28 protein-coding genes are annotated in these 26,994 nt (G+C 69.0%); 14 read left to right on the forward strand and 14 right to left on the reverse strand.

The window, feature by feature from the left end; translation table 11 throughout:
- Window positions 1-44: 44 nt before the first annotated feature.
- Both NAM01S_RS27110 and NAM01S_RS35380 read right to left on the reverse strand, forming a co-directional pair.
- Entirely contained in the window at window positions 45-401 is a 357-nt protein-coding gene (locus NAM01S_RS27110) for a DUF6086 family protein (protein WP_157107930.1), read from the reverse strand.
- A gap of 93 nt (window positions 402-494) precedes the next feature.
- Window positions 495-968, reverse strand: a complete 474-nt coding sequence (locus tag NAM01S_RS35380) for a SitI3 family protein (protein WP_157107931.1) — start codon at window positions 966-968, stop codon at window positions 495-497.
- A 311-nt stretch (window positions 969-1,279) separates the two neighbouring features.
- Here NAM01S_RS35380 and NAM01S_RS27120 point away from each other — a divergent pair, with 311 nt between their 5' ends.
- Window positions 1,280-1,957 (forward strand): CPBP family intramembrane glutamic endopeptidase, encoded by a 678-nt coding sequence (locus NAM01S_RS27120; protein WP_253798631.1) that lies wholly within the window; start codon window positions 1,280-1,282, stop codon window positions 1,955-1,957.
- 17 nt (window positions 1,958-1,974) lie between these two features.
- Here the strand turns inward: NAM01S_RS27120 and NAM01S_RS27125 are convergent, their stop codons facing one another.
- Window positions 1,975-2,517, reverse strand: coding sequence for a dihydrofolate reductase family protein (locus NAM01S_RS27125; protein ID WP_067790597.1), 543 nt, complete (start codon window positions 2,515-2,517; stop codon window positions 1,975-1,977).
- 36 nt (window positions 2,518-2,553) lie between these two features.
- Window positions 2,554-3,741: a pyridoxal phosphate-dependent aminotransferase gene (locus NAM01S_RS27130; protein ID WP_067790510.1), complete on the reverse strand. Its 1,188-nt coding sequence runs from the start codon at window positions 3,739-3,741 to the stop codon at window positions 2,554-2,556.
- A 177-nt stretch (window positions 3,742-3,918) separates the two neighbouring features.
- Here NAM01S_RS27130 and NAM01S_RS27135 point away from each other — a divergent pair, with 177 nt between their 5' ends.
- Window positions 3,919-4,137: a hypothetical protein gene (locus NAM01S_RS27135; RefSeq protein WP_067790514.1), complete on the forward strand. Its 219-nt coding sequence runs from the start codon at window positions 3,919-3,921 to the stop codon at window positions 4,135-4,137.
- Window positions 4,138-4,183: 46 nt separating this feature from the next.
- On the opposite strand, the gene NAM01S_RS27140 is transcribed toward NAM01S_RS27135, so the two are convergent.
- A complete protein-coding gene (locus tag NAM01S_RS27140; RefSeq protein ID WP_067790517.1) occupies window positions 4,184-5,104 on the reverse strand; it encodes a sigma-70 family RNA polymerase sigma factor in 921 nt (306 codons plus the stop codon).
- A 104-nt stretch (window positions 5,105-5,208) separates the two neighbouring features.
- Between NAM01S_RS27140 and NAM01S_RS27145 the strand changes: the two genes are divergently transcribed.
- Together NAM01S_RS27145 and NAM01S_RS27150 are read left to right on the forward strand one after the other, a co-directional pair.
- Window positions 5,209-5,808, forward strand: a complete 600-nt coding sequence (locus tag NAM01S_RS27145) for a GNAT family N-acetyltransferase (RefSeq protein WP_067790520.1) — start codon at window positions 5,209-5,211, stop codon at window positions 5,806-5,808.
- An 86-nt stretch (window positions 5,809-5,894) separates the two neighbouring features.
- The gene (locus NAM01S_RS27150; RefSeq protein ID WP_067790523.1) at window positions 5,895-6,623 is read left to right on the forward strand and encodes a hypothetical protein; all 729 of its coding nucleotides are present in this window, start codon (window positions 5,895-5,897) and stop codon (window positions 6,621-6,623) included.
- Between the two features lie 64 nt (window positions 6,624-6,687).
- Here NAM01S_RS27150 and NAM01S_RS27155 read toward each other — a convergent pair whose 3' ends face one another.
- Window positions 6,688-7,374: a trimeric intracellular cation channel family protein gene (locus NAM01S_RS27155; RefSeq protein WP_067790526.1), complete on the reverse strand. Its 687-nt coding sequence runs from the start codon at window positions 7,372-7,374 to the stop codon at window positions 6,688-6,690.
- A 139-nt stretch (window positions 7,375-7,513) separates the two neighbouring features.
- Between NAM01S_RS27155 and NAM01S_RS27160 the strand changes: the two genes are divergently transcribed.
- Window positions 7,514-8,272: a methyltransferase domain-containing protein gene (locus NAM01S_RS27160; protein WP_067790529.1), complete on the forward strand. Its 759-nt coding sequence runs from the start codon at window positions 7,514-7,516 to the stop codon at window positions 8,270-8,272.
- A gap of 132 nt (window positions 8,273-8,404) precedes the next feature.
- Here NAM01S_RS27160 and NAM01S_RS27165 read toward each other — a convergent pair whose 3' ends face one another.
- Window positions 8,405-9,049, reverse strand: coding sequence for a LysE family translocator (locus NAM01S_RS27165; protein WP_067790532.1), 645 nt, complete (start codon window positions 9,047-9,049; stop codon window positions 8,405-8,407).
- Between the two features lie 338 nt (window positions 9,050-9,387).
- Here NAM01S_RS27165 and NAM01S_RS27170 point away from each other — a divergent pair, with 338 nt between their 5' ends.
- The 4 genes from NAM01S_RS27170 (at window position 9,388) to NAM01S_RS27185 (ending at window position 13,913) form a co-directional block, all read left to right on the forward strand.
- Window positions 9,388-11,046 carry a DNA repair helicase XPB gene (locus NAM01S_RS27170; RefSeq protein ID WP_067790535.1) on the forward strand — a complete coding sequence of 553 codons (1,659 nt, stop codon included), beginning with the start codon at window positions 9,388-9,390 and terminating at the stop codon, window positions 11,044-11,046.
- 40 nt (window positions 11,047-11,086) lie between these two features.
- A complete protein-coding gene (locus tag NAM01S_RS27175) occupies window positions 11,087-11,755 on the forward strand; it encodes a DUF3239 domain-containing protein (protein WP_084483343.1) in 669 nt (222 codons plus the stop codon).
- A gap of 57 nt (window positions 11,756-11,812) precedes the next feature.
- Window positions 11,813-12,451, forward strand: coding sequence for a LysE family translocator (locus NAM01S_RS27180; RefSeq protein ID WP_067790604.1), 639 nt, complete (start codon window positions 11,813-11,815; stop codon window positions 12,449-12,451).
- Between the two features lie 70 nt (window positions 12,452-12,521).
- The gene (locus tag NAM01S_RS27185; protein WP_067790538.1) at window positions 12,522-13,913 is read left to right on the forward strand and encodes a M1 family metallopeptidase; all 1,392 of its coding nucleotides are present in this window, start codon (window positions 12,522-12,524) and stop codon (window positions 13,911-13,913) included.
- Between the two features lie 2 nt (window positions 13,914-13,915).
- On the opposite strand, the gene NAM01S_RS27190 is transcribed toward NAM01S_RS27185, so the two are convergent.
- On the reverse strand, window positions 13,916-14,779 hold the full coding sequence (locus NAM01S_RS27190) for a hypothetical protein (RefSeq protein WP_067790541.1): 864 nt from the start codon (window positions 14,777-14,779) through the stop codon (window positions 13,916-13,918).
- Window positions 14,780-15,083: 304 nt separating this feature from the next.
- On the opposite strand from NAM01S_RS27190, the gene NAM01S_RS27195 reads away from it, so the two are divergent.
- A complete protein-coding gene (locus NAM01S_RS27195) occupies window positions 15,084-15,611 on the forward strand; it encodes an LppU/SCO3897 family protein (protein WP_067790543.1) in 528 nt (175 codons plus the stop codon).
- On the opposite strand, the gene NAM01S_RS27200 is transcribed toward NAM01S_RS27195, so the two are convergent.
- Window positions 15,612-17,909 carry a helicase-associated domain-containing protein gene (locus tag NAM01S_RS27200; protein WP_067790546.1) on the reverse strand — a complete coding sequence of 766 codons (2,298 nt, stop codon included), beginning with the start codon at window positions 17,907-17,909 and terminating at the stop codon, window positions 15,612-15,614.
- 225 nt (window positions 17,910-18,134) lie between these two features.
- Between NAM01S_RS27200 and NAM01S_RS27205 the strand changes: the two genes are divergently transcribed.
- Window positions 18,135-18,323 (forward strand): hypothetical protein, encoded by a 189-nt coding sequence (locus NAM01S_RS27205; protein ID WP_067790549.1) that lies wholly within the window; start codon window positions 18,135-18,137, stop codon window positions 18,321-18,323.
- 77 nt (window positions 18,324-18,400) lie between these two features.
- On the opposite strand, the gene NAM01S_RS27210 is transcribed toward NAM01S_RS27205, so the two are convergent.
- Window positions 18,401-19,030, reverse strand: a complete 630-nt coding sequence (locus tag NAM01S_RS27210) for a resuscitation-promoting factor Rpf1 domain-containing protein (RefSeq protein ID WP_067790551.1) — start codon at window positions 19,028-19,030, stop codon at window positions 18,401-18,403.
- A 378-nt stretch (window positions 19,031-19,408) separates the two neighbouring features.
- Window positions 19,409-19,651, reverse strand: coding sequence for a hypothetical protein (locus NAM01S_RS27215; RefSeq protein ID WP_067790554.1), 243 nt, complete (start codon window positions 19,649-19,651; stop codon window positions 19,409-19,411).
- Window positions 19,652-19,853: 202 nt separating this feature from the next.
- Here NAM01S_RS27215 and NAM01S_RS27220 point away from each other — a divergent pair, with 202 nt between their 5' ends.
- On the forward strand, window positions 19,854-20,279 hold the full coding sequence (locus tag NAM01S_RS27220; RefSeq protein WP_067790557.1) for a cold-shock protein: 426 nt from the start codon (window positions 19,854-19,856) through the stop codon (window positions 20,277-20,279).
- 110 nt (window positions 20,280-20,389) lie between these two features.
- Here the strand turns inward: NAM01S_RS27220 and NAM01S_RS27225 are convergent, their stop codons facing one another.
- From NAM01S_RS27225 to NAM01S_RS27235, 3 genes are all read right to left on the reverse strand, one after another.
- Complete coding sequence (locus NAM01S_RS27225; protein WP_067790560.1) at window positions 20,390-20,920, reverse strand: DUF2771 domain-containing protein; 531 nt, start codon at window positions 20,918-20,920, stop codon at window positions 20,390-20,392.
- Window positions 20,917-22,752: an MFS transporter gene (locus NAM01S_RS27230; RefSeq protein WP_067790563.1), complete on the reverse strand. Its 1,836-nt coding sequence runs from the start codon at window positions 22,750-22,752 to the stop codon at window positions 20,917-20,919. The genes NAM01S_RS27225 and NAM01S_RS27230 overlap by 4 nt, the downstream gene beginning before the upstream one ends.
- A gap of 90 nt (window positions 22,753-22,842) precedes the next feature.
- On the reverse strand, window positions 22,843-23,616 hold the full coding sequence (locus NAM01S_RS27235) for a glutaminyl-peptide cyclotransferase (RefSeq protein WP_067790566.1): 774 nt from the start codon (window positions 23,614-23,616) through the stop codon (window positions 22,843-22,845).
- Window positions 23,617-23,633: 17 nt separating this feature from the next.
- On the opposite strand from NAM01S_RS27235, the gene NAM01S_RS27240 reads away from it, so the two are divergent.
- Complete coding sequence (locus NAM01S_RS27240; protein ID WP_067790569.1) at window positions 23,634-25,508, forward strand: DUF3027 domain-containing protein; 1,875 nt, start codon at window positions 23,634-23,636, stop codon at window positions 25,506-25,508.
- A partial coding sequence (locus NAM01S_RS36790) for a sacsin N-terminal ATP-binding-like domain-containing protein (protein ID WP_373862695.1) occupies window positions 25,505-26,994 on the forward strand: 1,490 nt, incomplete at its 3' end. The genes NAM01S_RS27240 and NAM01S_RS36790, both read left to right, overlap by 4 nt.

Below are 26,994 nucleotides of genomic sequence, written 5' to 3' on the forward strand. Positions count from 1 at the left end.
ATGTGATCACGAAGTTCGCGCCGCGTGAGGATGAAAAGGACTCACTATCTGGGCATACTGAGGCTATTTGCCCAGGAGATAAAGGCACTTTCTTCGCTGGACTTAGGGATCAGAGGACGCTGACAGTAGTTGAGGATATTAACCGCTGGGCCCAGCGTTGCGCCCAGCATTGCCTTGAAGGTGGCATTCTGGGACGAGGAGTACTCATTGAAGACGACCGACGTCGCTCGTTCGAATACCTCGATATCTATCTCGTACATATCGCTGGCGATCGCTGTCAAGCCGGTTGAAGTACCCAACACTGAGCAAGTATCGGTATACATACGTACGAACAGGTCGCCTACTCGCAACGATGGACTCCATACCGTCCGGTCACCAACCTCGAATGCGTAGCTCATCATGCCCACTGTCCGTGTGGCGGACCGGCACGACGACCGGGCCGCGGCTCGAGATCAACTTCCCGACGAAGCGGCACTGGCGCTCGGACAGTCGCTTCATAGAGCGTACGACATACGGGTGTACGATTGGTGTAGCATTTCGGTGCGCTCAGGTGTCCACATAAAGGGGGCTGAATTTATTTCGAGGCTGCCCGCGCGGCGAATCGCCAAAACATCGCCGGATTCCAAGAAGTATACGATCATGTCGTCGGATGTCGCCTCGAGCAGTTTGGTCGCGATGAACAATATATCGGTGACTTGAGCATCTAGGCTTTCGGTCTTATTCAATCTAAAAAAGACCGATACTGTCGGCTTGAATCCGAATTGCTCCTCTACGGGGTCTCCCCAGGCTGGAGATCGAGCGGTGCTTACGCGAATAAACAACCCACGCTGAACCGAAATGCCATCGGTGAGGGTGTCTACAGTTGCCTGATCAGAAAGTTCGCCCGAGAGGCAGATCGAGTTCACCAATGCGGCAATTTCTGACACGCTTCGATCTGTTGCGACCGCCACCATGTAGTCGAGTGCCATTCAGGTCTCCATGCGTGATATCTAGGGAAAGACCGGGAATACGTTACCGGACTTGTCGATGACCAGAACCTCATGCAGACCCGGGACTGGACACTGCTTCAATTGATTCGCTCGTCTTCCGGACTTGCACTGCTGTCGCTAGGTTGAGGACAATCCGTTCGGTTTGCCCCTGGTAGGTCGGTTGTTACCACAACCACCGGTACACCAAGGGCTCATGACCGACGAACCAGCGCCTCGCGACCGATGGACTCGGCGCCGCTGGACCGAAAGACACATGGCGGCCCCGCGCGCCCTTCCGTAACGTCGGGAACGTGACGGCGACCGAGCTGCGGCAGGACCTTCGACCGGAGCGTGATCGCCGCCGGATGACCTGGCTCGCCATCGAATTCGCCTTGCTGTACTTCGGACTGGTCGGCGGCTACGCCGCGCTCGGCAGCCCGGGCAGCCCCATCCCGTTCCTTATCGTGCTGGCCGTCGGCGCGCACTTCTGGTTGCGTGGGCAGCGCGTGCCCAGCTACGGACTCCGGGATCACTTCCGCATGCTGCGCACCGTCCTGCCTTCGATGCTTGCCCTCTGGGTCGCCGCCGCCGTCGCCATCGGCGTCGCGCTCGCCGTGCTCAGCCCGGACCGGCTTTTCGAGCTGCCGCGCGCCGAACCGCTGCTGTGGGCGATGGTGATGGTGTTCTACCCGCTGTTCTCGGTGTACCCGCAGGAGTTGATCTTCCGGAAGTTCCTGTTCCAGCGTTACGCGCCCACCTTCGGCACCGGGTGGGCGTTGATCGCGGCGAACGCCGCCGCATTCGGCTTCGCGCACATCATCTTCGGCAACTGGATCGCCGTGGCGCTGACCTTGGTCGGCGGCGTGCTGTTCGGCTACCGCTACCGACAGACCGGCTCGCTACTGGTGGTCTCGGTCGAGCACGCGCTCTACGGCTGCCTCGCCTTCACCATCGGCCTCGGCGGCTTCCTCTACCACGGCGCGAGCTGACCCGACCGCGACCGAATTCACCTCAGGCGGTAGGTGAGCTGTGCGAACTGTCCCATTCGCTCGACGCCGACCAAGGTCATCCGATCGGACAGAATCCGGCGCGGCAACAGCGGCGCTCCACCGCCCAACGTCACCGGCGTGATGCCGACGATCACCTCGTCGAGCAGACCCGCGTCGGCGAATTGCCCGGCCAACTCGCCGCCGCCGACGATCCAGATATTGCGCTCGCCCGCCGCCTCGGCCATCAGCTTGTACACCGGCTCGACCTCCCCCGAGACGAACCGCAGATTCGCGCCGGGGATGGCGGGCAGCTTGCGATGGGTGAACACCCAGCACGGCCGGTCACCGTAGTTCTCGTGCCAGTACTCCGGCGACTCGTTGGCGATCATCCACTCGTAGGTCGTCGCACCCATGCACATGGCGACGACGCCGCTGAGGAACACGCCGATGTCGTCGGTGGCGGAGTCCGCGTCGGCGACAGCGAACAGCCAGCTCAGCGAGTTGTCCGGGTCGGCGATGTAGCCGTCGAGACTGGTCGCGGTGTAGTACTGGGTCGTCATGGTCTCGATCCTCACATCGAAACCTGACACCTGCGGTCAGCGTTTGCCGCTCGTGGCGACGCCCGCGCGCAGTCGTCGCACGCCCTCGTCGAGGATCTCGTCGCGCTTGCAGAAGGTGAACCGCACCAGGTGATTCCACGCGGGCTTGTCGTCGGCGAAGACGCTGACGGGCACCGCGGCGACGCCGATGGACGCCGGAATCTCCCGGCAAAACTCGAGCCCGTCGGTGCGGCCCGTCGGCGTGAGGTCGGCGCAGACGAAATAGCCTCCACCACTTGCCTTCACGCCGAATCCAGCGTTGGCGAGAGCGGCGGAGAGGCGAAGACGCTTGTCCGAAAGGACATCTCGCAGCCAGGCGACCCAGTCGAGCTCGTTGGTCAGTGCGTGCGCGACGGCGGGCTGGAACGGACCGCCGCCGACGAAGGTCAGGAACTGCTTGGCGGCGAGCACGCCGTCGATCAGGTACGCGGGGCCGCACGCCCAGCCGATCTTCCAGCCGGTGACGCTGAAAGTCTTTGCGGCGCTGGACACCACGACGGTTCGCTCGGCCATGCCCGGCAGCGTCGCCAGACTGATGTGCTCGTTGCCGTCGTAGACGAGGTGCTCGTAGACCTCGTCGGTGAGCACGATCAGGTCGTGCTCGCAGGCCAGCTCGGCGATCGCGGTGAGATCGGCGCGGTCGAGGACGGTGCCGGTCGGGTTGTGCGGCGAATTGACCACCAGCATCCGCGTGCGCGGGGTGATCGCCGCACGCAGGCTGTCCAGATCCAGCACGAAACGATCGCCATCGGCGACCAGCCGAGCCGTGCGCCGCTGCGCGCCCGCCAGCGCGACGGCCGCAGCGTAGGAGTCGTAGTACGGCTCGATCAGAACCACCTCGTCACCGGGTTCGACGAGCCCGAGCATGGCGGCGCTGATCGCCTCGGTGGCGCCCACGGTGACAAGCACTTCGGTGTCCGGGTCGTATTCGGTGCCGTAGCGGCGGGCCCGGTCGGCCGCGATGGCGCGGCGCAGCACCGGCATGCCGCGCCCCGGCGGGTACTGGTTGACGCCGTCGGCGATGGCCTGCCTGGCCACCTCCAACATGCCCGCGGGCCCGTCGGTGTCGGGGAAGCCCTGACCGAGGTTCACCGCCTCGTACCGGACGGCGAGCTCGGTCATCTCGGCGAAGATCGTGGCGGCATAGGGACGTAGGCGAGCGACGGTCGCGGGACGTGCGGGCATACCCCGGAGAGTAGCGGAGCGATCGCCATTGTTGCCATTAGATAGCGAACGGCTATGTTTCACATTCATTTTGGCCTTTCTACCTGGGCTGTTGTGCGTTCTCCCAGGGGCAGCTAGCCTCGCCGTGTTCTATCTCACAAGCCGCCGCCCCGCGGCGGTGTCTCGAAAGGGGCGCTCATGGCCTCGTATCTCGACCTCGTGCTGAATCCGGCCGCGTCGGAGGTCGCCGGAACCGTACTCGGTCTGATTCGCGAAGTGGCGCACGATCTGATCGCCGGTACCGGCGATTGGTTCACCGGATCGTCGACCGGCGACTGGTTCACCGGATCCACCACCGGCAACGGCGGCACCGGATCCTCGACGGGCGACTGGTTCACCGGTTCCACGACACCCTGACCCGTCCGATCCGCCGGGTCGGGCGATGAGGGTCCGGCCCGGCGGGTCAGGACAGCCGAACGCCGGTCAGCTTGGCCGGATTGGCGTGATCGTAAGTGCCCCAGACCAATCCGTCGCGCACCGTGAAACCGACGACCCGCGCCGGATGCCAGTCCTGCTCCTCGGTCTCCGAGTCCAAATTCATCACGAGCCCCAATTGCCCGTTCACCGTGGCGAATTCGTAGCGGGTCGCGGCCTGATCGGTGTCGCCGATGCCGTACTTGCGCACCAGGCCCAGCATGAAGCGGGCGATCTTCTCCGCGCCGCCGACGATGTTCACCGCCGTGGAGGTGGTGCCGTTGGCGTCGCCGATGAGCACCGCGTCCGGGTGCAGCGCGCGAGCGACCGCAGCGACGTCGCCGGTGGCCAGCGCCGCGAGCAACCGATGAACGGCTGCCTCGTGCTCGTCGTCCGACACCGGTGCGGGCACGCCCGCGACCGCCTTGCGCGCCCGAACGGCCAGCTGCCGCGCGGCATCCGAAGTGACGCCGAGGATTTCGGCGATCTCGTCGAACGGCACCGACAACCCGTCGTGCAGCACGAACGCCACCCGCTGCGGCGGGGTGAGCTCGTCGAGCACGACCATCGCAGCCAACCGGTATTCCTGCCCGCGCACCACCGACTCCAGCGGATCCGGCGTGCTCGACGGCGTCACACCGGTGACGATCGGCTCCGGCAACCATTGCCCCACATAGGTTTCCCGGCGCGACGCCGCACTGCGCAAGCGATCCAAGCAGATTCGGCTCACCACGGTGGTCAACCAGGCCCGCAGATCGTCGATCTCGGACTGGTGGGTCCCCGCCAACCGCAGGAAACTCTCCTGCACCGCGTCCTCGGCGTCGCCGACGCTGCCCGTCAGCCGGTAGGCGACGGAAAGCAAATGAGCCCGATGCGATTCGAACAAGTCGGCGAGAAGAGCGGCAACCATCGGCCCGATTCTACGGTCCTCCTGGTCGGCCGATCACCGCGGTATCCATCCGGTCATCCGATAACCGGATGCCCCCGCCGACCCGGCCGTGTCACGATGGCCAGATGGAGATCCGCACGCTCTCGGACGGCGCGGTCTGGCTTTCCCCGCCCACCGCGGCCGATACCGATGTCATCATCGCCAGGTGCCAGGACCCGTCCATCGGCGAGTGGACGACGATCCCGGTGCCCTACGGTCCGGCGGACGCCGAGAAATTCTTCGCCGACTTCGTCGTGCCCGGCTGGGCCGCGCGCAGCCCGACCTGGGCGCTGCGCCTCGCGGCGGACGGACCGGTCATCGGCATGATCGGACTGGAGCAAAAGGACCCGAGCGCGTGCGAGATCGGTTTCTGGCTCGCCACCGAACACCGGGGCCGCGGCCACATGGCGCGCGCGGTGGGGCTGGTCTGCGGGTTCGGCTTCGCCGCCGACGGCATGGGGCTGGCCCGGATCAGCTGGCGCGCGTTCGTCGGCAACTACTCGTCGGCAGCGGCGGTGCGCCGCAACGGCTTTCACTACGAGGGCCGGGCGCGGCTCGGCGGCTGGCAGCGCGGCGTCCGGCGCGACGAGTGGCTGGCGGCTCGCCTGCACAGCGATCCGCCGGGCCACGTCGTCGAATGGCCCGCGGAGTTCCCCGCGCTCCGCGACACTGTCTCCCATGGGTGATGACGGGAATGGCGGGTTCGTTAGCGCCACGGCGCTCGGACCCGCCGACGACGACTCGCGAGCCGAACACACACGGGTGGTCGACCGTGGGTGACGCACGCTTTCCTTGGTTCGCCGACACGATGACGCTCGGGCCCGCGGATCGGGTGCTGGAGATCGGGCCAGGGGCGAGCCCGTCGCTGTCGCTGCTGGCCGAGCGGGTGCCGGAGGGGCGCGTCATCGGGGTCGAGCGCTCCGCGACGGCGGTCGCCCGCGCCGCGCAACGGCTGCGCGCGGCCGGGCACGATCCGTCGGTCCACGGCGCTGTGGCGAACGAGGGCACCGCTGCCGCCGCCCGGCACAGCACGGCGACTCGGACTGAAGCGCGAGCGGGCACAGCCGGGCGCGGTGCATCCAGAGGCGGCGCCGAGCCGCGTGAAGACGAAGCGGCGCACGGTGATTCGGGCCGCGTCGGCCTTGTGCAGGTCGAGCTGAGCAAGCTGCGACCGGAACAAGTGCTCGACGACTTCGGGATCGACGCCTTCGACAAGATCCTCGCGGTCAACGTCAACCTGTTCTGGACCAAGCGGCCCACCGCCGAACTCGCACTGATCAGGCGGCTGCTCGCGCCGGGCGGCGGGCTCTACCTGTGCTACGGATACGGCGATCCGGACGGCTCGGCGTCCTCGCCGAAGCCACCACCAGGGCGGCTCGGCGAGCACCTGACCGAAGCGGGGTTCGCCGTGCGCACTGTCGCATCCGGCGATCTGCTCTGCGTGATCGCCGAGCTGGATCAGCTTCCCACACGCCTTTCACGCACCGCACAGGCTCAGTAGCTCTGTGCGGCGTCGAAATCCCTCCGCTGCGACGTGCTGTTCGGGGCTGGACCCGGCGCGCGCCTCACTCCGGAGAGGGATCGAGGCGGCCGGTGTTGCGCCGGGCCTGCGGCGCGTGCCAGCCGTAGCGGCGGGCCAGCAGGCGGAAGGCGATGGCGAGGAAGGCGGCGAGCAGACCGGTCCACGCCCAGTAGGCGTCGAAGTGCAGCAGCGTCGCGGTGGCTGCCGCCCCGAGCAGCGCGGGCACCGCGTACAGCTCTTGATCCGGACGCAGCACCCGAGGCACTTCGCCCCCGAGCACGTCGCGGATGACGCCGCCGCCGATCGCGGTGACCATGCCGAGCAGCGCGGCCGTCGGCGCGCCGACACCCTGGGCATAGGCGACCGCGGTACCGGTCACGCAGAACAAGCCGAGCCCGATGGCGTCGAAGATCTCGAGCGGGCCGGTGAGCCGGTGCGACGGATGCTTGAAGAAGATCACCAGCGCCGTCAGCAGGGACGCGCACAGGTAGGTCAGGTCGGTGAACGCGGCGGGTGGCGTGCGCCCGATGAGCAGGTCGCGGATGACGCCGCCGCCGAGCGCGGTGCTACAGGCCAGCACCGCCATGCCGAAGACGTCCATGTTCTTGCGGACCGCGAGCAGCGCGCCCGAAGCCGCGAACGAGACCACCCCGAGCAGCTCACCGATGCGCTGGGCGGCGTTCACGGCGGAATCCAGCTGCGTGGCCATGACGTCCAACCCGGCGACCATGGAATCGCTCCTTTCCCTTTCTCCGTCCAGCAGGTTTGCACGTCGGTTGCGCTGTGAGTTCCGCGACACCCGCGCACCGGCTCGCCCGGCGGACGCAAACCCGTGGCGATTCATCCTAGGAATCGGTGATGATCGGACCATGACTCGGAGTTTCGAGGACTTGGTCCGCGAGGCCGATGCGGTCTCGGTCGACGGTTGGGACTTCTCGTGGCTGGACGGTCGCGCCACCGAGGAGCGTCCAAGCTGGGGCTATCAGAAGTTGCTGCGCGGACGCCTCGCCGCGGCCGAGGCGGCGCTCGACCTGCAGACCGGCGGCGGCGAAGTGCTCGCGGGCGCCGCTCCCTTCCCGCCGACGATGGCCGCCACCGAATCGTGGCCGCCCAACCTCGCCAAGGCCACCGCCCTGCTGCATCCGATGGGTGTCGTGGTGGTCGCCGACTCGGACGAACCGCCGCTGCCCTTCGCCGACGCCGCCTTCGACCTGGTGACCAGCCGTCACCCGGTGCGCCCGTGGTGGTCGGAGATCGCCAGGGTGCTGCGGCCCGGCGGCGCCTACTTCGCCCAGCACGTCGGCCCGCGCTCGGTGTGGGAGTTGGTCGAGTACTTCCTCGGACCGCAGTCGGAGGCGGGCAAGCTGCGCGACCCGGCGAGCGAGCGCGCCGAGGCCGAGGCGGCCGGATTCGAGGTCGTCGACGTGCGCCACGAACGTCTGCGCATGGAGTTCTTGGACGTCGGCGCCGTCGTCTATTTCCTGCGCAAGGTGATCTGGACCGTCCCGAACTTTACGGTCGCCGCATACCGGGACCGGCTGCTCGACCTGCACAGGACGATCGAAACCGACGGACCGTTCGTCGCGCATTCCGCGCGCGTGCTGTTCGAGGCGCGCAAACCCGCCTGATGCCCGGCTCCGGCTTCTGCCGGACCGGACGCCATGGAGGACCGACCCGGCGCCGCGCTCGTCGGCGCCGGTCCGCGGAGGTGGCAGGACCGAGCCGACGCCGTGCAAGTGGACTGCGAGCCCGATCCGCCCTCAGGCCGGCGCCGGGCGGGTGCGGTCGGTCGCGAGCAGTACCGCGATCGAACCGAGCATCGTGCCCATCACGTACCGCTGGGCGCGCAGCCACAGTGGACGGCCGGTGAGGAAGCCGGAGATGCTGCTCGCGGCGAGCACGATCAACCCGTTCACGGTCAGCGCGACGGCGATCTGGATCGCGCCGAGGGACAGGCTCTGGAGCCAGACCAGACCACGGTCGGGCGCGACGAACTGCGGGATCAGCGCGAGGTACATGATCGCGATCTTCGGATTGAGCAGGTTGGTGACCAGGCCCATGGTGAACAGCCGCCGAGCCGGATCGGCGGGCAGTTCCGACGGCGCGAAGACCGAGACACCGCCGGGGCGCAGCGCCTGCCAGGCCAGCCACAGCAGATACGCCGCACCCGCCAGCTTCACCGCGAGGTACAGCCCGGGCACCACCGCGAACACCGCGGTGATACCGGCCGTCACGGCGGCGAGATACACGCCGAACCCGGCCGCCACCCCGGTCAGCGAGACCAGCCCGGCCCGCCGCCCTTGCGATACCGTGCGCGAAACCAAATACATCATGTTGGGCCCCGGAGTGAGCACCATGCCGAGCGCGGCCATCGCCACCCCGACAATCGCCGCCGTCTCGATCATGTAGTCGATCGTCGCCGACCGCGGCGTCCCCCGTCTCGGTCCACTTCGAGTCCGCTGGACCCCCACCGTGACCGGCGCAACGGAACAAAACGCCCGTGCCGGACGCTGGTATGTCGGGAGCCGAACCCGCCGCGCACCTACCGCGGCCTGCGGGTTGTCGGTGGCCTCGGGGAGAATGGGCCGAAGCAGGCGCACGGACGGAGCACGTCCGTACTGGCAGGCGTACTTGTGCGGAGACGGCGCGCAAGCAGGCCCTGGCTTTTCCGTTGCGAGGCACTCACACGGAGAAGCACCCGATGTGCAGGTTCACCTGCCCCCGCCCGATACGAGGAGAGACTGTGACCGACGGTCCGCTGATCGTTCAGAGTGACAAGACGCTGCTGCTGGAGGTCGACCACGAGTTGGCCGACACGGCGCGTCAGGCCATCGCGCCGTTCGCCGAACTCGAGCGCGCGCCCGAGCACGTGCACACCTACCGGGTGACGCCGCTCGCGCTGTGGAACGCGCGCGCGGCCGGGCACGATGCCGAGCAGGTGGTCGACGCTCTGGTCAGCTACTCCAGGTACGCGGTGCCGCAGCCGCTGCTCGTCGACGTCGTCGACACCATGGCCAGGTACGGCAGGCTCCAGCTGGTGAAGCATCCCGCGCACGGCCTGACGCTGGTCAGCCTGGACCGCGCGGTGCTCGAAGAGGTGCTTCGGCACAAGAAGATCGCCCCGATGCTCGGCGCGCGCATCGATGACGACACCGTGGTGGTGCACCCGTCCGAGCGCGGCCGGATCAAGCAGATGCTGCTCAAGATCGGCTGGCCCGCCGAGGACCTGGCCGGATATGTCGACGGCGAGGCGCATCCGATCGAGCTGGATTACGTCGGCGGCCACTGGCACCTGCGCGACTACCAACAGATGGCGGCGGACTCGTTCTGGGCGGGCGGCTCGGGCGTCGTGGTGCTGCCGTGCGGCGCTGGCAAGACGATGGTCGGCGCCGCGGCGATGGCCAAGGCCAAGGCGACCACGCTGATCCTGGTGACCAATACCGTCGCGGGCAGGCAGTGGCGGCGCGAGCTGCTGGCCCGCACCTCGCTGACCGAGGACGAGATCGGCGAATACTCCGGCGAACGCAAGGAGATCCGGCCGGTCACCATCGCGACCTACCAGGTGATAACCCGCCGCACCAAGGGCGAATACAAGCACCTCGAGCTGTTCGACAGCCGCGACTGGGGCCTGGTCATCTACGACGAGGTGCACCTGCTGCCCGCGCCGGTCTTCCGGATGACCGCGGACCTGCAATCCCGGCGCAGGCTCGGCCTCACCGCCACGCTGGTGCGCGAGGACGGCCGCGAAGGCGACGTGTTCTCGCTGATCGGCCCGAAGCGCTACGACGCGCCGTGGAAGGACATCGAGGCGCAGGGCTGGATCGCCCCGGCCGACTGCATCGAGGTGCGGGTGACGCTCACCGACGCCGAACGGATGTCGTACGCGACCGCCGAGCCGGAGGAGCGCTACAAGCTGTGCTCGACCGCACGCACCAAACTTCCCGTTGTGGAATCGATTCTGGCCAAACACAAGGATTCACCGAGCCTGGTGATCGGCGCCTATCTCGAGCAACTCGACGAATTGGGCGAGCACTTGAACGCGCCGGTGATCCAGGGTTCGACGAAAACCAAAGAGCGCGAAGAGCTTTTCGACGCGTTCCGGCGCGGTGAGATTCCGGTGCTCGTGGTGAGCAAAGTCGCGAATTTCTCCATCGATTTGCCGGAAGCCTCGGTGGCCGTGCAGGTTTCGGGCACTTTCGGTTCGCGCCAGGAGGAGGCGCAGCGGCTGGGCAGGCTGTTGCGTCCCAAGCACGACGGCGGCCAGGCGCACTTCTATTCGGTGGTCGCCCGCGACACGCTGGACGCCGAATACGCCGCGCACCGGCAGCGTTTTCTCGCCGAACAGGGGTATGCGTATCGCATTACGGATGCCGACGACTTGCTGGGTCCTGCCATCGGATAAGCGGAGGCAAATCCTCCGCAACGTGTGCTAGGAAAGAGACGTGCGACGCTTCGAATTCGCGGTGGACCGCAGGCACGCCCATGCGGTGAACGAAGTGTTCGCCGATCTGCGCCGGTTGCGCATCGTCGCGATCGCCGCTGCCGTCATCGCGGCCACCGTGACGGCCTATCTGATCTGGCTTAACCACCCGTGGTCCTATCTGCTCGCGGTCGCCTTCGCGCTCGGCGCGGTGACCGCGCTGTGGGTGGCGCTGTGGGCGCCACACCGGACGAGCATCGATCGCCTCTACGCAGACGGCGAACTCGTGCCCGCCGTGGTGTCGGAGACCTATCCGACCGGCGTCGTGCTGCTCGCGCTCGTCGACGTGTCGACGCCCGAGGCCACCGATCCGCGCTACGCCCTGGTGATCCGCAAGGTCCGCGATCTGCCGGGGCACGAGAAGCGCGCGGGCGAGCGGGTGCCGTCGGTGGCGATCCGCACCGACCGCGCGCCGCGCCAGGTGGGGGAGCGCTGGCAGTCGGTGAGCGCCATGCCGATCGCCTGGGGGACCAGGGACGACCGGGTCATCGCCCGGGCTCGCGCCGCCATCAGCGAGGTCGAATGGCGGCTGCTCACCGACAATCTCGCGCTCGCCGCGCAGGTGCGCCGCACCTCGGCCAAACGCCTGCTGCTCGATCCGCAGCAGCTGCCGGACGATCTCGGCAACTGACCGCGCCGCCTGCGTTCGACACGCCGCACGCCGTTCGCGGCGACTTACACTGCCGTGATGGTTCCCATGACCAACCTGTTGGCGTTCATGGCCGCAGCCACCCTCATCGTCGTGATCCCCGGCCCCGGTGTGCTCTTCACCGTCGGGCGGGCACTCGCCCTCGGCAGGCGGGCCGCGCTGATCTCCGCCGTCGGCCACTGCGCGGGCGTGCTGATCTGTCTGATCTTCGTCGCGATCGGGCTCGGCACTCTGCTCGCCGCGTCGTCGCTCGCGCTCACCATCGTGAAGTTCGCCGGCGCGCTGTATCTCGTCTATCTGGGACTGCAGGCGATCCGGGAACGCAAGGCTTTGCGCGACGCGCTCGGCGCGAGCGTGGACACCGCCGCCGACGTCCGCGTCTTCCGGCAGAGCGTGCTCGTCGGGGTGACCAATCCGAAGGGCATCGTGTTCTTCTCCGCCGTGCTCCCGCATTTCGTCGATCCGGCGACCGGGTCGCTGCCCTTGCAGTTCGTCGTGCTCGGGACGGTGTTCCTTGCCATCGCGCTGGTGTCCGACAGCGCCTGGGCGTTGCTGGCCGCCTCGGCCCGCAACTGGTTCGCCAAGTCGCCGCGTAGGCTCGAAGCCGTCGGCGGAGCGGGTGGCGCGATGATCGTCGGACTCGGCGCGTCGGTGGCACTCAGCGGCACGGCGGACTGAACCGGCTACCATCCCACCTGCGCGGTACGCCGGTACCGGTGTGGGGTGCGGTGAGAGGGGCGGTAGTCGAATGAGGTTGTCCGGCTTGATAAGTGCCGCGGTCGCCGCGGTTCTGCTGACGGCGGCGGGACCGGCGAACGCCGACCCGTTCGTCGGTGCGCCCGGACTCGGCGATCCGTACTACCCCATGGACGGCAACGGCGGCTACGACGTCCGTCACTACGACGTCACCATCGATTACGACCCCCCGAGCCGCCAGCTCGACGGCAAGACCCGCATCGACGCCGTCGCGACGCAGGCGTTGCGCGCGTTCAATCTCGACTTCGCCGGGCCGACCGTGCGGATGGTCTCGGTCAACAACCAGCCCGCCTCCTTCGATCGCAACGGCGAGCACGAACTCACCGTCACCCCGCTGCTCCCGATCCTGCCCGGCCTGCCGTTCACCGTGACCGTCGACTACGCGGGCGAGATGGGCAGCACCGTCGGCGAGGGCTGGACCTTCTCGCCGAGCGGCGGCGCGTTCGTCGCCGGTGAGCCGCACTCCGCGACCACCTGGTACCCGCTCAACGACACTCCGTTGGACAAGGCCACCTTCGCGCTGCACACGACAGTGCCCGCGGAGTGGGAGGTCGTGTCCAACGGACTGCGCACCCGGAATTCGGTGCAGGCCGACAAGCGCACGGTCAGCTGGGAATCGCGCGCCCCGGTCCTCGGCTACCTGACCACCGTCGCCATCGACCACTTCTCCTACCTCGAGCAGCAGCGCGCCAACGGCATGCCGCTGCTGAGCGCCTTCGCTCCCGGCGCCGAGCACAACCGCGAGCTCGAGACGCGGCTGCCCGAGATCCTCGATTTCAGCGAGCAGCTCTTCGGCCCGTACCCGTTCGACGCGGCGGGCGGCATCTACGTCGACGCCGACATCGTGTTCTCCCTGGAGACCCAGACCCGCCCGATCTACGCGCCGTGGACCGATCTGCAGACCGTGGTGCACGAGATCGCGCACCAGTGGTGGGGTGACGCGGTGTCGGTGCGGCAGTGGTCCGACATCTGCCTCAACGAGTGCTTCGCCAGCTACACCGCCGACTACCTGTGGCCGGAGCGGATGGAAGGCGAAGACGTCGACGCCCAGTACCGCGAGACCATCGCGAAATGGTACGACGCGCAGACTTTCTGGGATATTCCGCTGGAAAATCCCGGTGCCGGTTTCGAATTCACGTCGGTCTACTACCGCGGCCCGCTTTTCCTGCACGCGCTGCGCAAGCAAGTCGGCGACGACGTATTCTTCGGCGCGCTCAGGGAATTCCTCGCCAAGCACGCCTACGGCAACGCCTCGATGCCGGAGTTCCGCGCCTTCGTGCAGTCGAAGACCGGGACGGATCTGCGTGGATTCTTCGACGCGTGGCTGAACCAGACCGCACCGCCCGCCGACGAATACCTCTTCCCCGGCGACCTGCGGCTCTGAGCTCAGCTCTCCACACGCGCCTGCGCCCGCGCCACCCAGCGCCGCGCCCGATCGAGTTGTCGCTGTGCCGAACGCAACTCGTCCTGCGCGCCGCGTTCGGCGGTGCGGGCGAACTGTTTCTCCTGCTCGGCGTGTTCGAGCTCGGCGCGCAGAGCCGTGATCCGCTCCTCGATCTCGGTGCGCCGCGCCGCCGTCTCGTCGGCCGCCCGCTGCGCCGAATCCATTGCCGCGTCGGCTGATTCGAGCGCCGCGCGGGCGTCCTCGAGTTCCTGGAGAGCCTCCGCGTCGGGTTCGGGTTCCTCGGCCTTCGGCTTCTTGCCCTTCGGTTCTTTGCGCGCCTGCTTCTTCGCGGGCGCCGAACCCTTGCCGTCGATCGCGACCAGCTCCGGCCCGGCGGGACCGAATCCCTCGTAGCTCGCGGCGGTGGCCAGCGTGCCGGTGCGCACCTGATCGGCGACCTCCGGGTCGGCGAGGGCCGCCGTCAGGGTCTGGCCGACCTCGCGCAGCACGCCTTCGCTCACCGGTTTGCCCGCCTCTGCGGCCAGCGCCCCCGCCCGCCGGGACAGCGCGTTGACGACCTGTTGCCGCTGCGTGGTCAGCGTGCGCAGCTGGTCGCCGGACAGTTCGCGCTGCGCCGTGCGCAGGGCGTCACCGAGCCGTAGCAGTGCGTCCACCTCGTCGGGAACCGAGCGGGCGAGCAGGTTCACCGTCCACGCGGTGACCGTCGGCTTGCGCAGCTTGCCGATGGCGGCCGCGAGCTCCTTGTCGCCGGACTCCTTGGCCTCGGCGACCCGTGCGGCGCGCGCCGCGACGAACTCGGAGGGCTCCACTGCGTACAGGTCGCCTGCGACGTCCTCGAGCGTCATACTTGCCAAGCGTAACGACACGCCGTGCGCCGACGACAGAGTCGACGTATTGGACAAACGTCCATCAAGTGGACGATCTGTGGAAGGCATTGCCAGTGAACTACTTTGGTCTGCAAATGCTCGGTCAACTGCTCCCGCGGGTGCTGGGATTCGCCCTCCTCGGGATGTACGGCACCACCCTCTGAAGCCGCCACGGCGCCGAGCGGCGCCCAGCGCTGGACCGAGCTGATGCGGTCACCGCGATCGTGCGGGTATCCTCACCGCGTTCACGCCCGTGAACGTATTCGGTGAGAGAGGTTTTCCCGTGAAGTTCCCAGGAACGAGGCTGCTGGCACGTGTCGTGCTCGCCCTCCTGGCGGTGGCCGCCCTCGCGGTCGCGGTGACCGGCTGTTCGACGATCGACAACGCAACCAAGTCCGACGTGGCGAAGACGAAGGTCGGTGACTGCATCAACATCACCGACAACTCGCCAACCGCCACCGAGGGCGAGCCGATCGAGTGCTCCTCGCCCAAGGCCGTGTACAAGGTCCACCAGAGCTTCGACCAGAAGACCGAATGCGCGTCGAAGGAGTACACCAGCTACACCGAAGAGCTGGCAGGCGGCGGCACCGCGTTCCTGTGCCTCGCGCCGAACTTCGCGCAGGGCAGCTGCTACAACGACGTCGCCACCTCGCCCTACAAGTGGGTGGACTGCTCCTCGACCGAGGCGACCTTCAAGGTCATGCAGCGCGTCGACGGCCAGACCGACGAACTGCTCTGCGAGACCGCCACGGAGTTCATCACCGTCTCCGACCCGAAGACGCTGTTCTGCATCGGAAAGCCCAACAGCTGATCACTCCAGCAGCGCGACCGACGCGATCCGGTGCAACGTGAAGTGCCGGACCGCGCCCGTCACCGGATCCAGCGCGTCGAGCTGCCCGTTGCCGACCTTCAACGGCTCGACGACGCGCTGGGACGCGACGCCAGAGGCGTCGACGTAGCCGATGTTCACCGGCCGCCGCACCCGTGCCGCCAATTGCAGCAGCGCGAGTGTGGCGGCCGTGCTCGTTCTGGTGCCGTCCGTGCGCACCGACTGGCCGGAGCGCGCGCTCGCCGCCCGCTCGCCCGCCCTGAGCTCCGCGACGAGCAGCTCGAGCTGTTCGGTGCTCGGCGGCGACGGCCGGTAGGCCTGACGCGCGTTGGGCCGCACCGAGATACGCGCGCCGCGGGTGCGCAGATCCACGATCGCGCCCGCCGAATCCTCGCCTGCGGGCGCGAATCCCGCCGCGCGCAGCTGTTCGAGCACCTCGCCGAGCGGAGCCTGCGAGATCGCGACCGTCGGCGCCACCGCCCGTAGCGCGAGCGCGCCCGCGACCGGCGCCGCAAGCACCTGCGCCAGCAGGGTCGGGTCGTCGCTGCGCACGAACGACTGCGCCATGCCCGCGCGCAGCCTGCCGTGCCTGCGGGCCACGTCATCGATGAGATAGGTCAGCGCCTGTGGGATCGGCGTGCGCGAGTGTGTGGTGAACAGCGTATGCAGTTCGGCGGCCGTCAGCCCGGCGTCGAGCGCACGGCGCACCGAGTTCTCGCCGATGCGGTAAACCGTTGCCGCGCCTGCCGATTCGACGTCGGCGACGAGCGCGACCCGCTGCTGCAGCTCGGGCGTCAGCGGACCGGGCGCGATCACCGTCAGGTCGGCCTGCACCAGGACGTGGTCGACCGGCGCGGGCAGCGCCTCCTCCATGGCGGCCTCGGCGTCGGCCGCGCTGGTCACCGCGCCGTGCAAGAGCGCACGGCCCGGCGAGCCGAGCGCGCCGCGTCCGACGAGACCCACCTCGGCCGCCTCGCGCACGGTGTTCTCGATCGCCTCGCGCCGGAAGTGCCTGCGCCAGCGCGGCTGTCGCCAGGCCAGGATGCGGCCGATGTCGACGGGATCGAGCGCGCTGCCGGACGGGAACTCGGCGAGCAGTTCCAGAACGGCGCGCCGGTCTCGCGGCGCGGTCGGGGTGCGCAGTTCCAGGGAGAGCGCGGCAAGCGGTTTGTCGTTCGCGTCGCGCATGCCGATCATCCACGGCATCCGGTCCAGATCGAGCCACACCATGGCCAGCACGGTCCAGCGCCGCGCGGGGGGCCCGTCCAGCCAGGCGTCGGCGGCGGGCGTCGGGGCCCAGTAGTCGTCCACGGAGTCGAAATCCGGTGGCGGGTCCGGCTGGCCCTTCTCGATGAGCTTCGCGGCCGCGAGCAGTTCGACGAGCAGGCCCGCCCTGGTCTCGTCGATGCCGGTCTGCTTGGCGACTCGACGCAACTCCCGTACGCCGAGTCCGCCCGCGCGCAGTGCCGGTGCGGGCGTCTGGCCGAGCGCCTCCAGGATGTCGGCGCAGTGGCGCAGCAGCTCGCCCACCTCGCCCGCCGCGACGGCGTTGACGTCGGCGGGGGCGTACTTGGCAGGCTCCGGCTTCGGCGGCGTGAGCGCGTGCGGATGAGTGACCGGCTCGCGGCGCAACACCTGGCCGACCGTGATCGGCAGCTCCACTGTCTCGTCATCGATCCGGTGCAACAGCCTGCGCGCGAGCAGCTGCTGAACCGGGCGGTCGGCGGGAGTGCCCGGCGCGGCGTCCCTTGTGCGGCCGCGCGGACCGGTGCTCGCCAGCTTCTCCAGCAGGGCGCGTTCGGCGGGGGAGATCGCGGCCAGCGCCGTGACGACCTCCGCTTCGGTGAGCGCATCGGGCAGCTCGGTGGTGCTGCCGATCGGCCACGGCAGCGCCTCGGCCGCCGCGGCGACCAAATGCAGCTCGTCACCGTCGAGCCAGACCAGCGCGCGGGCGGTCAGCCGGTCGAGCGACTCCTCGATGGCGGCCTTGGTCGCGCGTCCTTTCAATTGCGCGTGCAGCGCCTTTCGGGTCAGCGGCGTGCCGTTGCCAGGAGCGCGCGAGGCGCTGTGCACGGCAAGCGTTTCCACGATGGCGAAGTCGAGAGTGTTCAGATCGTCGGTGGCGCGCAGCACCGACGCGCGCTGTTCGGCCCTGGCCGCGAGCACCGCCATCGAGGAAGGCAGCGGCACAGCGAGATCGGGCCGCAGCTGCAACAGCTGCACCAGCTGGTCGTCGCTGCGCGCCCCGAGCCACGCGGCAAGGGCACTGGTCACGGTCATCCAATCCAGCCTAGTGCGATGCCAGGCCGCTCGCCGGGCCAGGACACTCTGTTCCATCGCAGATGCCGATATGCCCGACGCGACGACAGATTTCGCACGGCCCGGGTAACACACCGGGGACGGGCTGACGTCACCCTTGCCTCAACCGCCGGCCGCCAACGCTGCTCAGCCGCGCACCTAGGTCTGGCCTGAAACGCGGAGAGGCGGGGGAGCTAGCATGAGGGCGTGGTGAACAAATCTAAGAAACCCTATGTCGACAACGGCTGGCCCCAGGTGGCCGATGGTGATCACGCGGTCACCGAGCTCTCGTCGACCCGTTCCGGTGGTCTGTCTCCCTACGGCGAGGACACCGAGTTTCCGATCCCGGCCGAGCAGCTGGCCTACGTGCATCCGCACACGGTGATCAACCGCTGACCTCGCCGATACGGCCGCAGGTACGAACAAGGCCCCCGCATCCACGTTGATGCGGGGGCCTTGTTCGTACTCGAGACTCAGGAGGGCAGCAGGCCCTTGTTCGCCTCGTAGAAGTTCACGACCGCGGGGTCCAGCGTGACCCCGCTCGCCTTGGCGGCGTTGAAGAAATCGAGTGCGGGCTGCGGAATCTGCACGCCCTGCTGCTGTACCGCGGCGATCGCGCGGTCGACGGCCTGGAAGATCTCCTGGTTGGCGTCGGCGGCCTGGGCCTGCGGTGCGGACGGCTCGGGGTTCCAGCGCGGGGTCTCCACGGTGGCCGGAGCGGTGCGCGGCGTCGGGGCGCTCTTCAGCCCCAGCTTGGCCGAGCACGACGGCCAAGCGCCCCAGCCCTGCGAGGCCAGGACCTTTTCGGCGACGACGATCTGCTCTTCACGGGAGGCCTGGTTGGCGGTGGCCGCGAATTCCTGACCGCCGTGCGAGTTCCAGGTGCTCGGGGAGAACTGCAGGCCGCCCTGGAAACCGTTGCCGGTGTTGATGCCCCAGTTGCCGCCCGCTTCGCACTGTGCGAGGCGATCCCAGTCGGAGTCGGGAGCCGCGCTGGCGTTTCCAGCGAGGGCTGCACCTGCGGTGCCGAAGATCGCGCCGGTGACGGCGACCTTGGCTACGGTGCGCCCGGTGGAGGTCGGCTTGCGATGGCGTCCACTCATATCGGGTGTCTTCCTCTCGTCCGCACCTGCGAGGTTTCGCTCGGGTTCGGACTGAGAGGTCGTCCGTCCCGCCCTCGCCCCTGTTTCCGTCGGGGTCCGGTACCCGCGGGGCGAGGTTCGGTGCGGCGGGCCGGTGGTGCCGGGTGTCCCGGCTGGGATAGACCGTACGTCGATCCGCGCGAAAAATCACTATTTGGTAACCGGCGTGTACGCGCGGGTCTCGGTGCGGTCTCGGCGGGCGCGGAGGCGTTTTCGCGCAGCTAGAGACGTGCGCCACGCCGCTGCTCTGCCATCGTTGCCGCTCCGTTACCTGCTCGTGATGTGACGAGGATCACACCTTGGAATGGGTAACGAACCGGTCGGGTACCCGGTTCGAGGTCATCTGGACCGGCGGCCGGACCAGAGCGCGAACACCAGCGCGCAGAGGAATCCGACGGGCGCGAGCATCGCGAGCAGGTACAGCCACAGTCCCGGCTGGCCGTCGGTGAGGATCGGCGTCAGGAAGATCGCGATGATCGCCAGCAATCCGATCGCGAACAGAGCGAGCGCGAGCTTCAACAACCAATCTCCGGAGCGGCGCGGCGAGTCGCCCGACGGCGGCGGCGCGGAAGGGTTCGTCACCTCTCGACCGTAAAACTGATGTGCTTCGGTTATTGCCACCGGGGTAGACTCGATGACAATCGCGTCCTGCAGGCTTGTGGGGCGCGTTCTTTTCGCAAACTGACAGGAGCTGCGCCCGGCGGGAATTCGCCGTGCAGTTTCGAGCAGACGGATGTGCTCGGACCGACCGGGTCCGGGTGTCGATGATGAACGGGTGAGCGCAGTGCCGACCGGCAGGGTGAAGTGGTACGACGTCGAAAAGGGCTTCGGCTTCCTTTCCCAGGACGAGGGTGAGGACGTCTACGTCCGCTCGTCCGCGCTGCCCGACGGTGTCGAGGGCCTGAAGCCCGGGCAGCGCGTCGAATTCGGCATGGCCGCGGGTCGTCGCGGTCCGCAGGCGCTGAGCCTGAAGCTGCTCGAGTCGCCGCCGTCGGTGCGGCAGGGCCAGGATCGAGACCGCAACGCCCGCAAAGAGCCCGCTGGTCCGCGCCGCACGCCCGACGAGCTGCACGGGATGGTCGAGGACATGATCACCCTGCTGGAGACGAAGGTGCAGCCGGACCTGCGCAAGGGCCGGTACCCGGATCGCAAGTCCGCGCGCACCATTTCCGAGGTCGTCCGGGCCGTCGCGCGCGAACTCGACCACTGATCGACACAGGGGACGTCACCTGCCCGCGGTCGCGGTAGGCGGACGTACGCCCGCGCAGGCGATTTCGACCGATCCGCCGGGATGCCGTGTGCGCCCGGCGGATCGAGCGGTCAGGCCGTGCGGATCGACCAGGCGGCGTGCGGAACGGTTGTCTCCCTGCCGCTCTCGTCGATCGCGGGCACCGGCAGCTGCAATTCCACGCCGATGAGCCGGAGTTCGGGCAGCGGACGCGAATCGATGGTGAGCGCGAGCGCGTCGTCGGGATAGTCGTTGTGGCTGATGACCCGGTCCACGATGTCGCCGTTGGGCAGAGCGTAGACCAGCTGCGCCAGCCACGGCGCCTCCGCGATCGAGGACGGCAGCGACAGTTGCAGCGGATAGCCAGGGGGCACTTCGAGATCGACGGATTCGCCCTGGCGGCAATTGGACAGGTCGAGTTGCTCTTCACCGACGATCCGGATGTCGCAGTACTGGTACGGCGGAACGGTCACCGTCCTGCCGTGCGCGTAGGCGGTGATCTCGGGATCGTGCTCGGGCGCGTTGCGCACCGCCACCGTCACCACGACGACGACCGCCGCGACGACGAGTGTCAGCGCGACCGCGACCAGCGCCGCGACGGTGCGGCCAGAGAGCTTGTTCACCAGATCGGATCTCCCGTTTCTCGTTGGATGCCGTCGCCGTGCGGTTTCCGCGCCGCAGGCACTTCCTGTTCCGCGTGCTGCGGCCGGTTCCCGCCGAAGCCGGGCAACAGCGAATGGCCGCGGTAGCTGACGAAGGTCTGGATCAGTCCGAGCACGAGTATTCCCGAAACGACCGCGAAGCCCTTCCAATAGTCGGTCGGCAGCAGCACACCCGCCGCGCCGCCGACCACCCAGCTCAGTTGCAGAACGGTCTCGGAGCGGCCGAAGCCGGAGGCGATCGACTCCGGCGGCAGATCGTCCTGGATCGACGCGTCCAGCGACACCTTCGCCAGCGCGCTCGCGCCCGCCGCGACCAACGTCGCCACCGCCGCGCCGAGCAGGTTGTCGGCGAAGATCGCGAACACCGCGACGCCGGTGCACGCGGCGGTGCAGCCGAGCACGATGAGCGAGGGCCTGCCGAGCGCGAGACGGGCTCCGGTGGCGTTGCCGGTGAAGTTGCCGATCGCGGCGGCCGCGCCGACCACGCCGAGCATCGCGGCCTGTTGCACCGGCCGGTGCTCGGTCGCCTTGGCAACGAAAGCCACGTAGAAGGTGAGGAAGCCGGTCAGCACGCGGATGGCGCTGTTGCCCCACAGCCCGGTGACGACGGCGCGCCCGAGCGGTTGCCTGCGTTTGCGGGCGGGCACGCTGGACTTCGCGCCCTCGCGCAGCACCTCGGTGTGCGCGTCGTCGCCGTGATAGCTCAGGGTCGCGGGCACCTCGCCCTCGGTCACCTCCACCCAGCGCGGGATGCGCAGGCTCAGATAGGTGCCGCCCGCCGCGATCAGGACGGCGAGCACGAGCGCGCCCGTGGACCCCGTGATCGCCGCGACGAGCGCCGCGACGGCGCCGGCGCCGATGGTGCCGCCGACCAGACCGAAGACGGTGAGCCGGGAGTTGGTGCGCACCAAGTCGATATCCGGTGGCAGCACGCGCGGTGTCACGGCGCTCTTGAGCACCGAGAACGACTTGCTGCCGATCATCATGCACAGCGCGAGCGGATAGAGCGCCCAGGTGTCGAACTGCAAGATCAGCACAACGGCGAGCACGGCGCGCGCGCCGAACGAGGCGGCGAGCGCGAGTCTGCGGCCGCGCTGCAAACGGTCCAGCAGCGGGCCGATCAGCGGCGCGATCACCGCGAACGGCGCGATGGTGATCAACAGGTACAGCGCGACCTTGGATTTGCTCTCGGCCGTGGCGCTGGCGAAGAACAGCGTGTTGGCCAGCGACACCGCGATCGCGGCGTCCAACGCGAAGTTCGCCATGGTGGCGTAGGTCAGCGCGGTGAGGCCGGATTTGTCCGCACCGTCGGCCTTGGCCGCGCGCTGGAAGGTGGCGATGCCCTTCTCGGTCAGCTCCCTGCCGCGCAGCGCGGCGACCCTGGTGACGGTCAGCTTGCGCGGCGTGCGCTGCCCGTTCGGCGGTGCGACCGGTTCCGGCTGCGCCGGTTCGGACGGCAGATCCGGCGCCTCGAAGCGTTTGGTGTCGGCGGGCGGCTGCGCGGGGACCTGCGGGAAGACGCGGCGCGAGGTCTTGCGTGTTGGCTCGTCGTCCGGCGCTCGGCGGCCGAGCCTGCGGGTCCGTCCGTTCGGATCGGGCTCCGATTTGCGCAACGGACCGAGCGGACCGCGCTGCGGTGCGTTGCGGCCGGGATCCAGCGGCGGCAGCGGCCTGCGCCGGGCGGGCGCGTTGGGCGGGGGATACCGGTCGTAGCCGGGATGCCGTTCGATCGGCGCCTCCTCGCCATCCCATGGACCACGCTCGGGACCGAAGGGATCGCGCGGAGTAGTCACCCCTCAATTCTGGCGTACTACGGCGACAGGAACGCACGGGCGCTCCACCTTGCGGGGCAGAAGTGACGTTCCTCGCGTCCGCGTTTGGACTCAGGCGGGCACGAATCGGACCTCGAACACGGTCGGCCAGTACTTCCCGGTGATCAGGAAGCGGTCGGTGCCAGGCAGCTGGGCGATGCCGTTGAGCACGTCGGCATCGGCGCGCTGCTCGCGGGTCAGCAGGTCGGCGGCGTCGGCGACGCCGAGCACTTCGCCGGTGTCCGGGTCGATGCGCAGGATCCGGTTCGTCGGGTAGTCGTTGGCGTAGACCGAACCGTCCGCCGCGCAATCGAGTTCGTTCAGGTGCGCGCCCCTGCGGTTCCTCAAGGTCACCGAACCGGTGGGGGCGAAGGTTGCCGGGTCGCGGAAGGTCAGCGTGTTCGAGCCGTCGCTCATGATCAACCGCCCGTTCCGCGCGCACAGTCCCCAACCCTCGCCCTGGTAGGCGGCCTCGGCCCGGGTTTCCAGGGTGACCGGGTCGCGCGCGAAGGCGGTGCCGTCCTGCCAGGTGAGCTGCCACAGCGTGTCGCCCGCCCTGGCGATGCCCTCGCCGAAATACGGGTCGGGGAGGTCGGCGCGGGCCAGTTCGGCGCCGGTCCGCAGATCCGTCGCGCGCACGGTCGAGCGACCGCGCAGTCCGGTGCCTTCGTAGAGGACGTCGCCGTGCACCTCGAGGCCCTGGGTGAAGGCTTCCGTATCGTGCGGCCGGGTGCCGACGACCTCGATCCGCAGCCGCGGCGGCTCCGGCTCGTCGGCCACGCAACCGCACGTCGCGAGCAGACCGACCAGCACACCGATGGCCAACGCACGCCGATTCCGCTCCATACGGCAAAATGTAGGCCGTGAGCGCAGTATCTGTTTCGGAGCCCGACGTCCGGCCGGTCCTTGCCGAAGCCGCGGACCTGGCCCGCCGTGCGCTCCTGGAGTTGGAGCCCTCCGCCGTCGGCGCGCACCTAGGTGTCAGCGTCGAGGACGAGAGCGCGGCGACCCACCGATTCGAGGCCACCCTGCCCGGCTATCGCGGCTGGCAGTGGGCGGTCGTCGTGGCGGCCCCGCCCGGCGCGGACCGCGCGACGGTCAGCGAGTCGGCGCTACTGCCCGGACCGGACGCCTTGGTCGCGCCCGAATTCGTGCCGTGGGAGCAGCGGATCCGCCCGGGCGATCTCGCGCCCGGCGACCTGCTCGCCCCGCCGCAGGACGACCCCCGCCTTGTGCCCGGCTACATGGCCAGCGGCGACCCGGAGGTCGACGAGGTCGCGCTGGAGATCGGCCTCGGCCGCACCAAGGTGCTCAGCGAGGAAGGCCGTATCGAGGCCGCCGAACGCTGGTACTCCGAATACGGCCCCGACACCGAGATGGCCAAGGCCGCGCCGTCCACCTGCGGCAAGTGCGGCTTCTACCTTCCGCTCGCGGGCGCGCTGCGCGCCGCTTTCGGCGTCTGCGGCAACGCGATGGGCGCGGACGGACACGTGGTGCACGTCGAATACGGCTGCGGCGCGCACTCCGACGTCGTCGCACCGACGGGTGGCGGTTCGCCGCTCTACGAGGCCTACGACGACGCGGCGTTCGATGTGATCCCGCCGGAGGAGTTGCGCAAGGGTGCGGAACGGTCCGCCGCCGAAGAGCTTGCGGGCGATGGAGTTTCCGCTGCCGTGGAGACGGCCGACGCGTCGGTTCCCGCTGGGGAAGTGAGCGCAGATGGCGCCGCGTCGGCGGTGGAGACGGTCGCCGTGACCGAGGACGGCGCGGCGCGGGCTGACCTCGCTCCGTCCGTGCCGGAGGCGGCCACTGCCGACGTGAGCGATGAAGTCGTCCAATCGGTGCCGGAAGCCGTTGTCGCCGAGGAGGGCGGCGCGGGCGCTGCTATCGCCCCGTCGGTGCCGGAGACTGCCGCGGCGCAGGAGAATGGCGCCGCCGATGTGCGTGCTGAGATCGCCCCGTCGGAACCGGAGGCCGTCGCCGCTGAGGCGGGCGCTGGCGAGGTGGCCCCGTCGACCGATGCCGGCGAGCCGGGAGTCGATACCGCGGACGCTGTACAGGTGGAAGCGACCGGTACCGAGGCCGCGCCGACCGAAACGGCTTCGACCGCAACCGAGTTGAGCGCCGACGATGCCGCCGTGAGCGCCGATGCCGCGGTCAGCGGTGGCGAGCAGGCGGATGTCGAAGGCGAGGCCGTGAGCGGCGCTGCCGGTATCGAGCAGGCGGAGACGGACGAAATCGCCGAAGCTGCCGCGGCCGAGGCACAGCCGGAGGCGATTGCCGACGCGACGGCGGTCGAGGCAGCCGTCGCCGATGCGGTCGATGCCGAAAAGGGTTCGGAGCTGGGCGGTTCTGGCGTCCGCGACAGCGCGGGCACGGAGTCCGCCGATGCCGCTTCGGTCGCGCAACCGGGTGCCGACGCCGATGCTTCGGCGGGTTCGACCGTCGACGAGGTAGCCTCCGCGCCTGCGTCCGACGCACTGGAAGCTTTGACGCCGAGCGCCGCCGAGTCGGTCACCGACGCGGCGGAGGGCGAGACCGAAGCCGCTGCGAGCGATGTTGCGGCTGAGCTGGCCTCGGCGACCGGTGCTGCGGAGCCATCGACGTCGGGCGATCTCGTCGGCGTGGACGATGCTGTGGCCGAGGGCGAGACCGATGCGGCTGCGAGCGATATTGCCGCCGAGCGGGGTTCGGCGACCGACGAGGGACCGGAGTCCGGGTCATCGCCGCGGAACTGACGGGCTCGGGCGCCGATCCGTTCGGCACCGAGGGGCTGCGTGCCGCCGTCCTCGCTTCCTGGCGTGATTCGCCGACCCGGCTGCGGGAGGATGCCGCCACCGAGGCGGATCTGGTCCGGGCCGGTTATCGCGATCGACTGCTGACCGAGTTGGCGCAGAACGCCGCCGATGCGGCGGCCAAAGCGGGTGTCGCGGGGCGGATCTCCGTCCGGCTGGACGGTCGTACGCTGTACATCGCGAACACCGGTGCGCCCCTGGACCTTTCCGGCGTCCACGCGCTCACCGCCCTGCGCGCTTCCGGGAAGGCCGAGCCGACCTCCGTCGGCCGGTTCGGCGTCGGCTTCACCGCCGTGCTCGCCGTGAGCGACGACATCGAATTCCGTTCCACCACCGGGTCGCTGCACTTCTCCCGCGCCAGGACACGCGAGGCGCTGCGCGAGCAGGTCGCGGATCACCATCGTCCGGCTGATGTACCGCACAACCTTCCGGCCGATGCGCCGCTTGACCCTCCGGCCGATGCGCCGCACAACCTTCCGGCCGATGCGCCGCTTGACCCTCCGGCCGATGCGCCGCACAACCTTCCGGCCGATGCGCCGCTTGACCATTCGGCCGATGCGCCGCACAACTATTCGGCCGGTTCGCCGGGCAACGCGGTTCCGAACGCCGCCGCGCTTACCTTCCAGCCTCCGGCCCTGCGGTTGACCTGGCCGCTCGAGGCGCCTCCCGCACCGGACTTCGACACCGAAGTCGTATTGCGCCTGCGCGACGACGTCGACGTCGACGCCTTGCTCGCCACAATGCGCGAAGAGGCCGCCGAACTACTCCTGGAATTGCCCGCCCTGCAATCCATTCGGATCGGCGACGCCGAGTTCACCTCTGCGGTGCGCGAACTCGGCGAGGGCCTCCAGGAACTACAGGTGACGGGTCAGGATGGTCGCAGCCGGACGTTGTGGCAGTTCCGCACCGCCCGCGCGAGATGGCTGCTGCCGGTGCGCGACGGCAAACCCCACGCCGCACCGCACGACGTCCTTCGCGCACCCACGCGTTCCGACGAGGAACTGTCCCTCCCGGCCCTGCTGATCGCCGACATTTCGATGCAACCGGACCGGCGCCGCCTGCTACCCGGCGCCCGCGTCACCGAACTGGCCTCCGGTTATGCCGATTTCGCACGAGCCCTGCCCCCGACCGACCGCCTCGTCCTGGTCCCGACACCGGGTTTCGCCCGCAGCGAGGTCGACGGCCTGCTCCGCGAGGCACTGATCCGCGAATTGCAAACCCACTCTTGGCTTCCGGTTGTCGGCACACCCTCGGCCCCCAGCCCGGCCGCCGAGCCCAGCCCTGCCGCCAAGCCCCGATTCGACGCCGCTGACGGCGTCGATGCACCCGGCTCGGCCGCTGAATCCAGCCCCGCCGCCGAGCCGCGACTGGACGCGGCTCCCGGCGTCGGCGTCGGATCCGGCTTTGGTGCCGAGCCGCGACTGGACGC

Origin of the sequence: Nocardia amikacinitolerans NBRC 108937, from assembly GCF_001612615.1 — a bacterium.
Lineage (GTDB): Bacteria > Actinomycetota > Actinomycetes > Mycobacteriales > Mycobacteriaceae > Nocardia > Nocardia amikacinitolerans.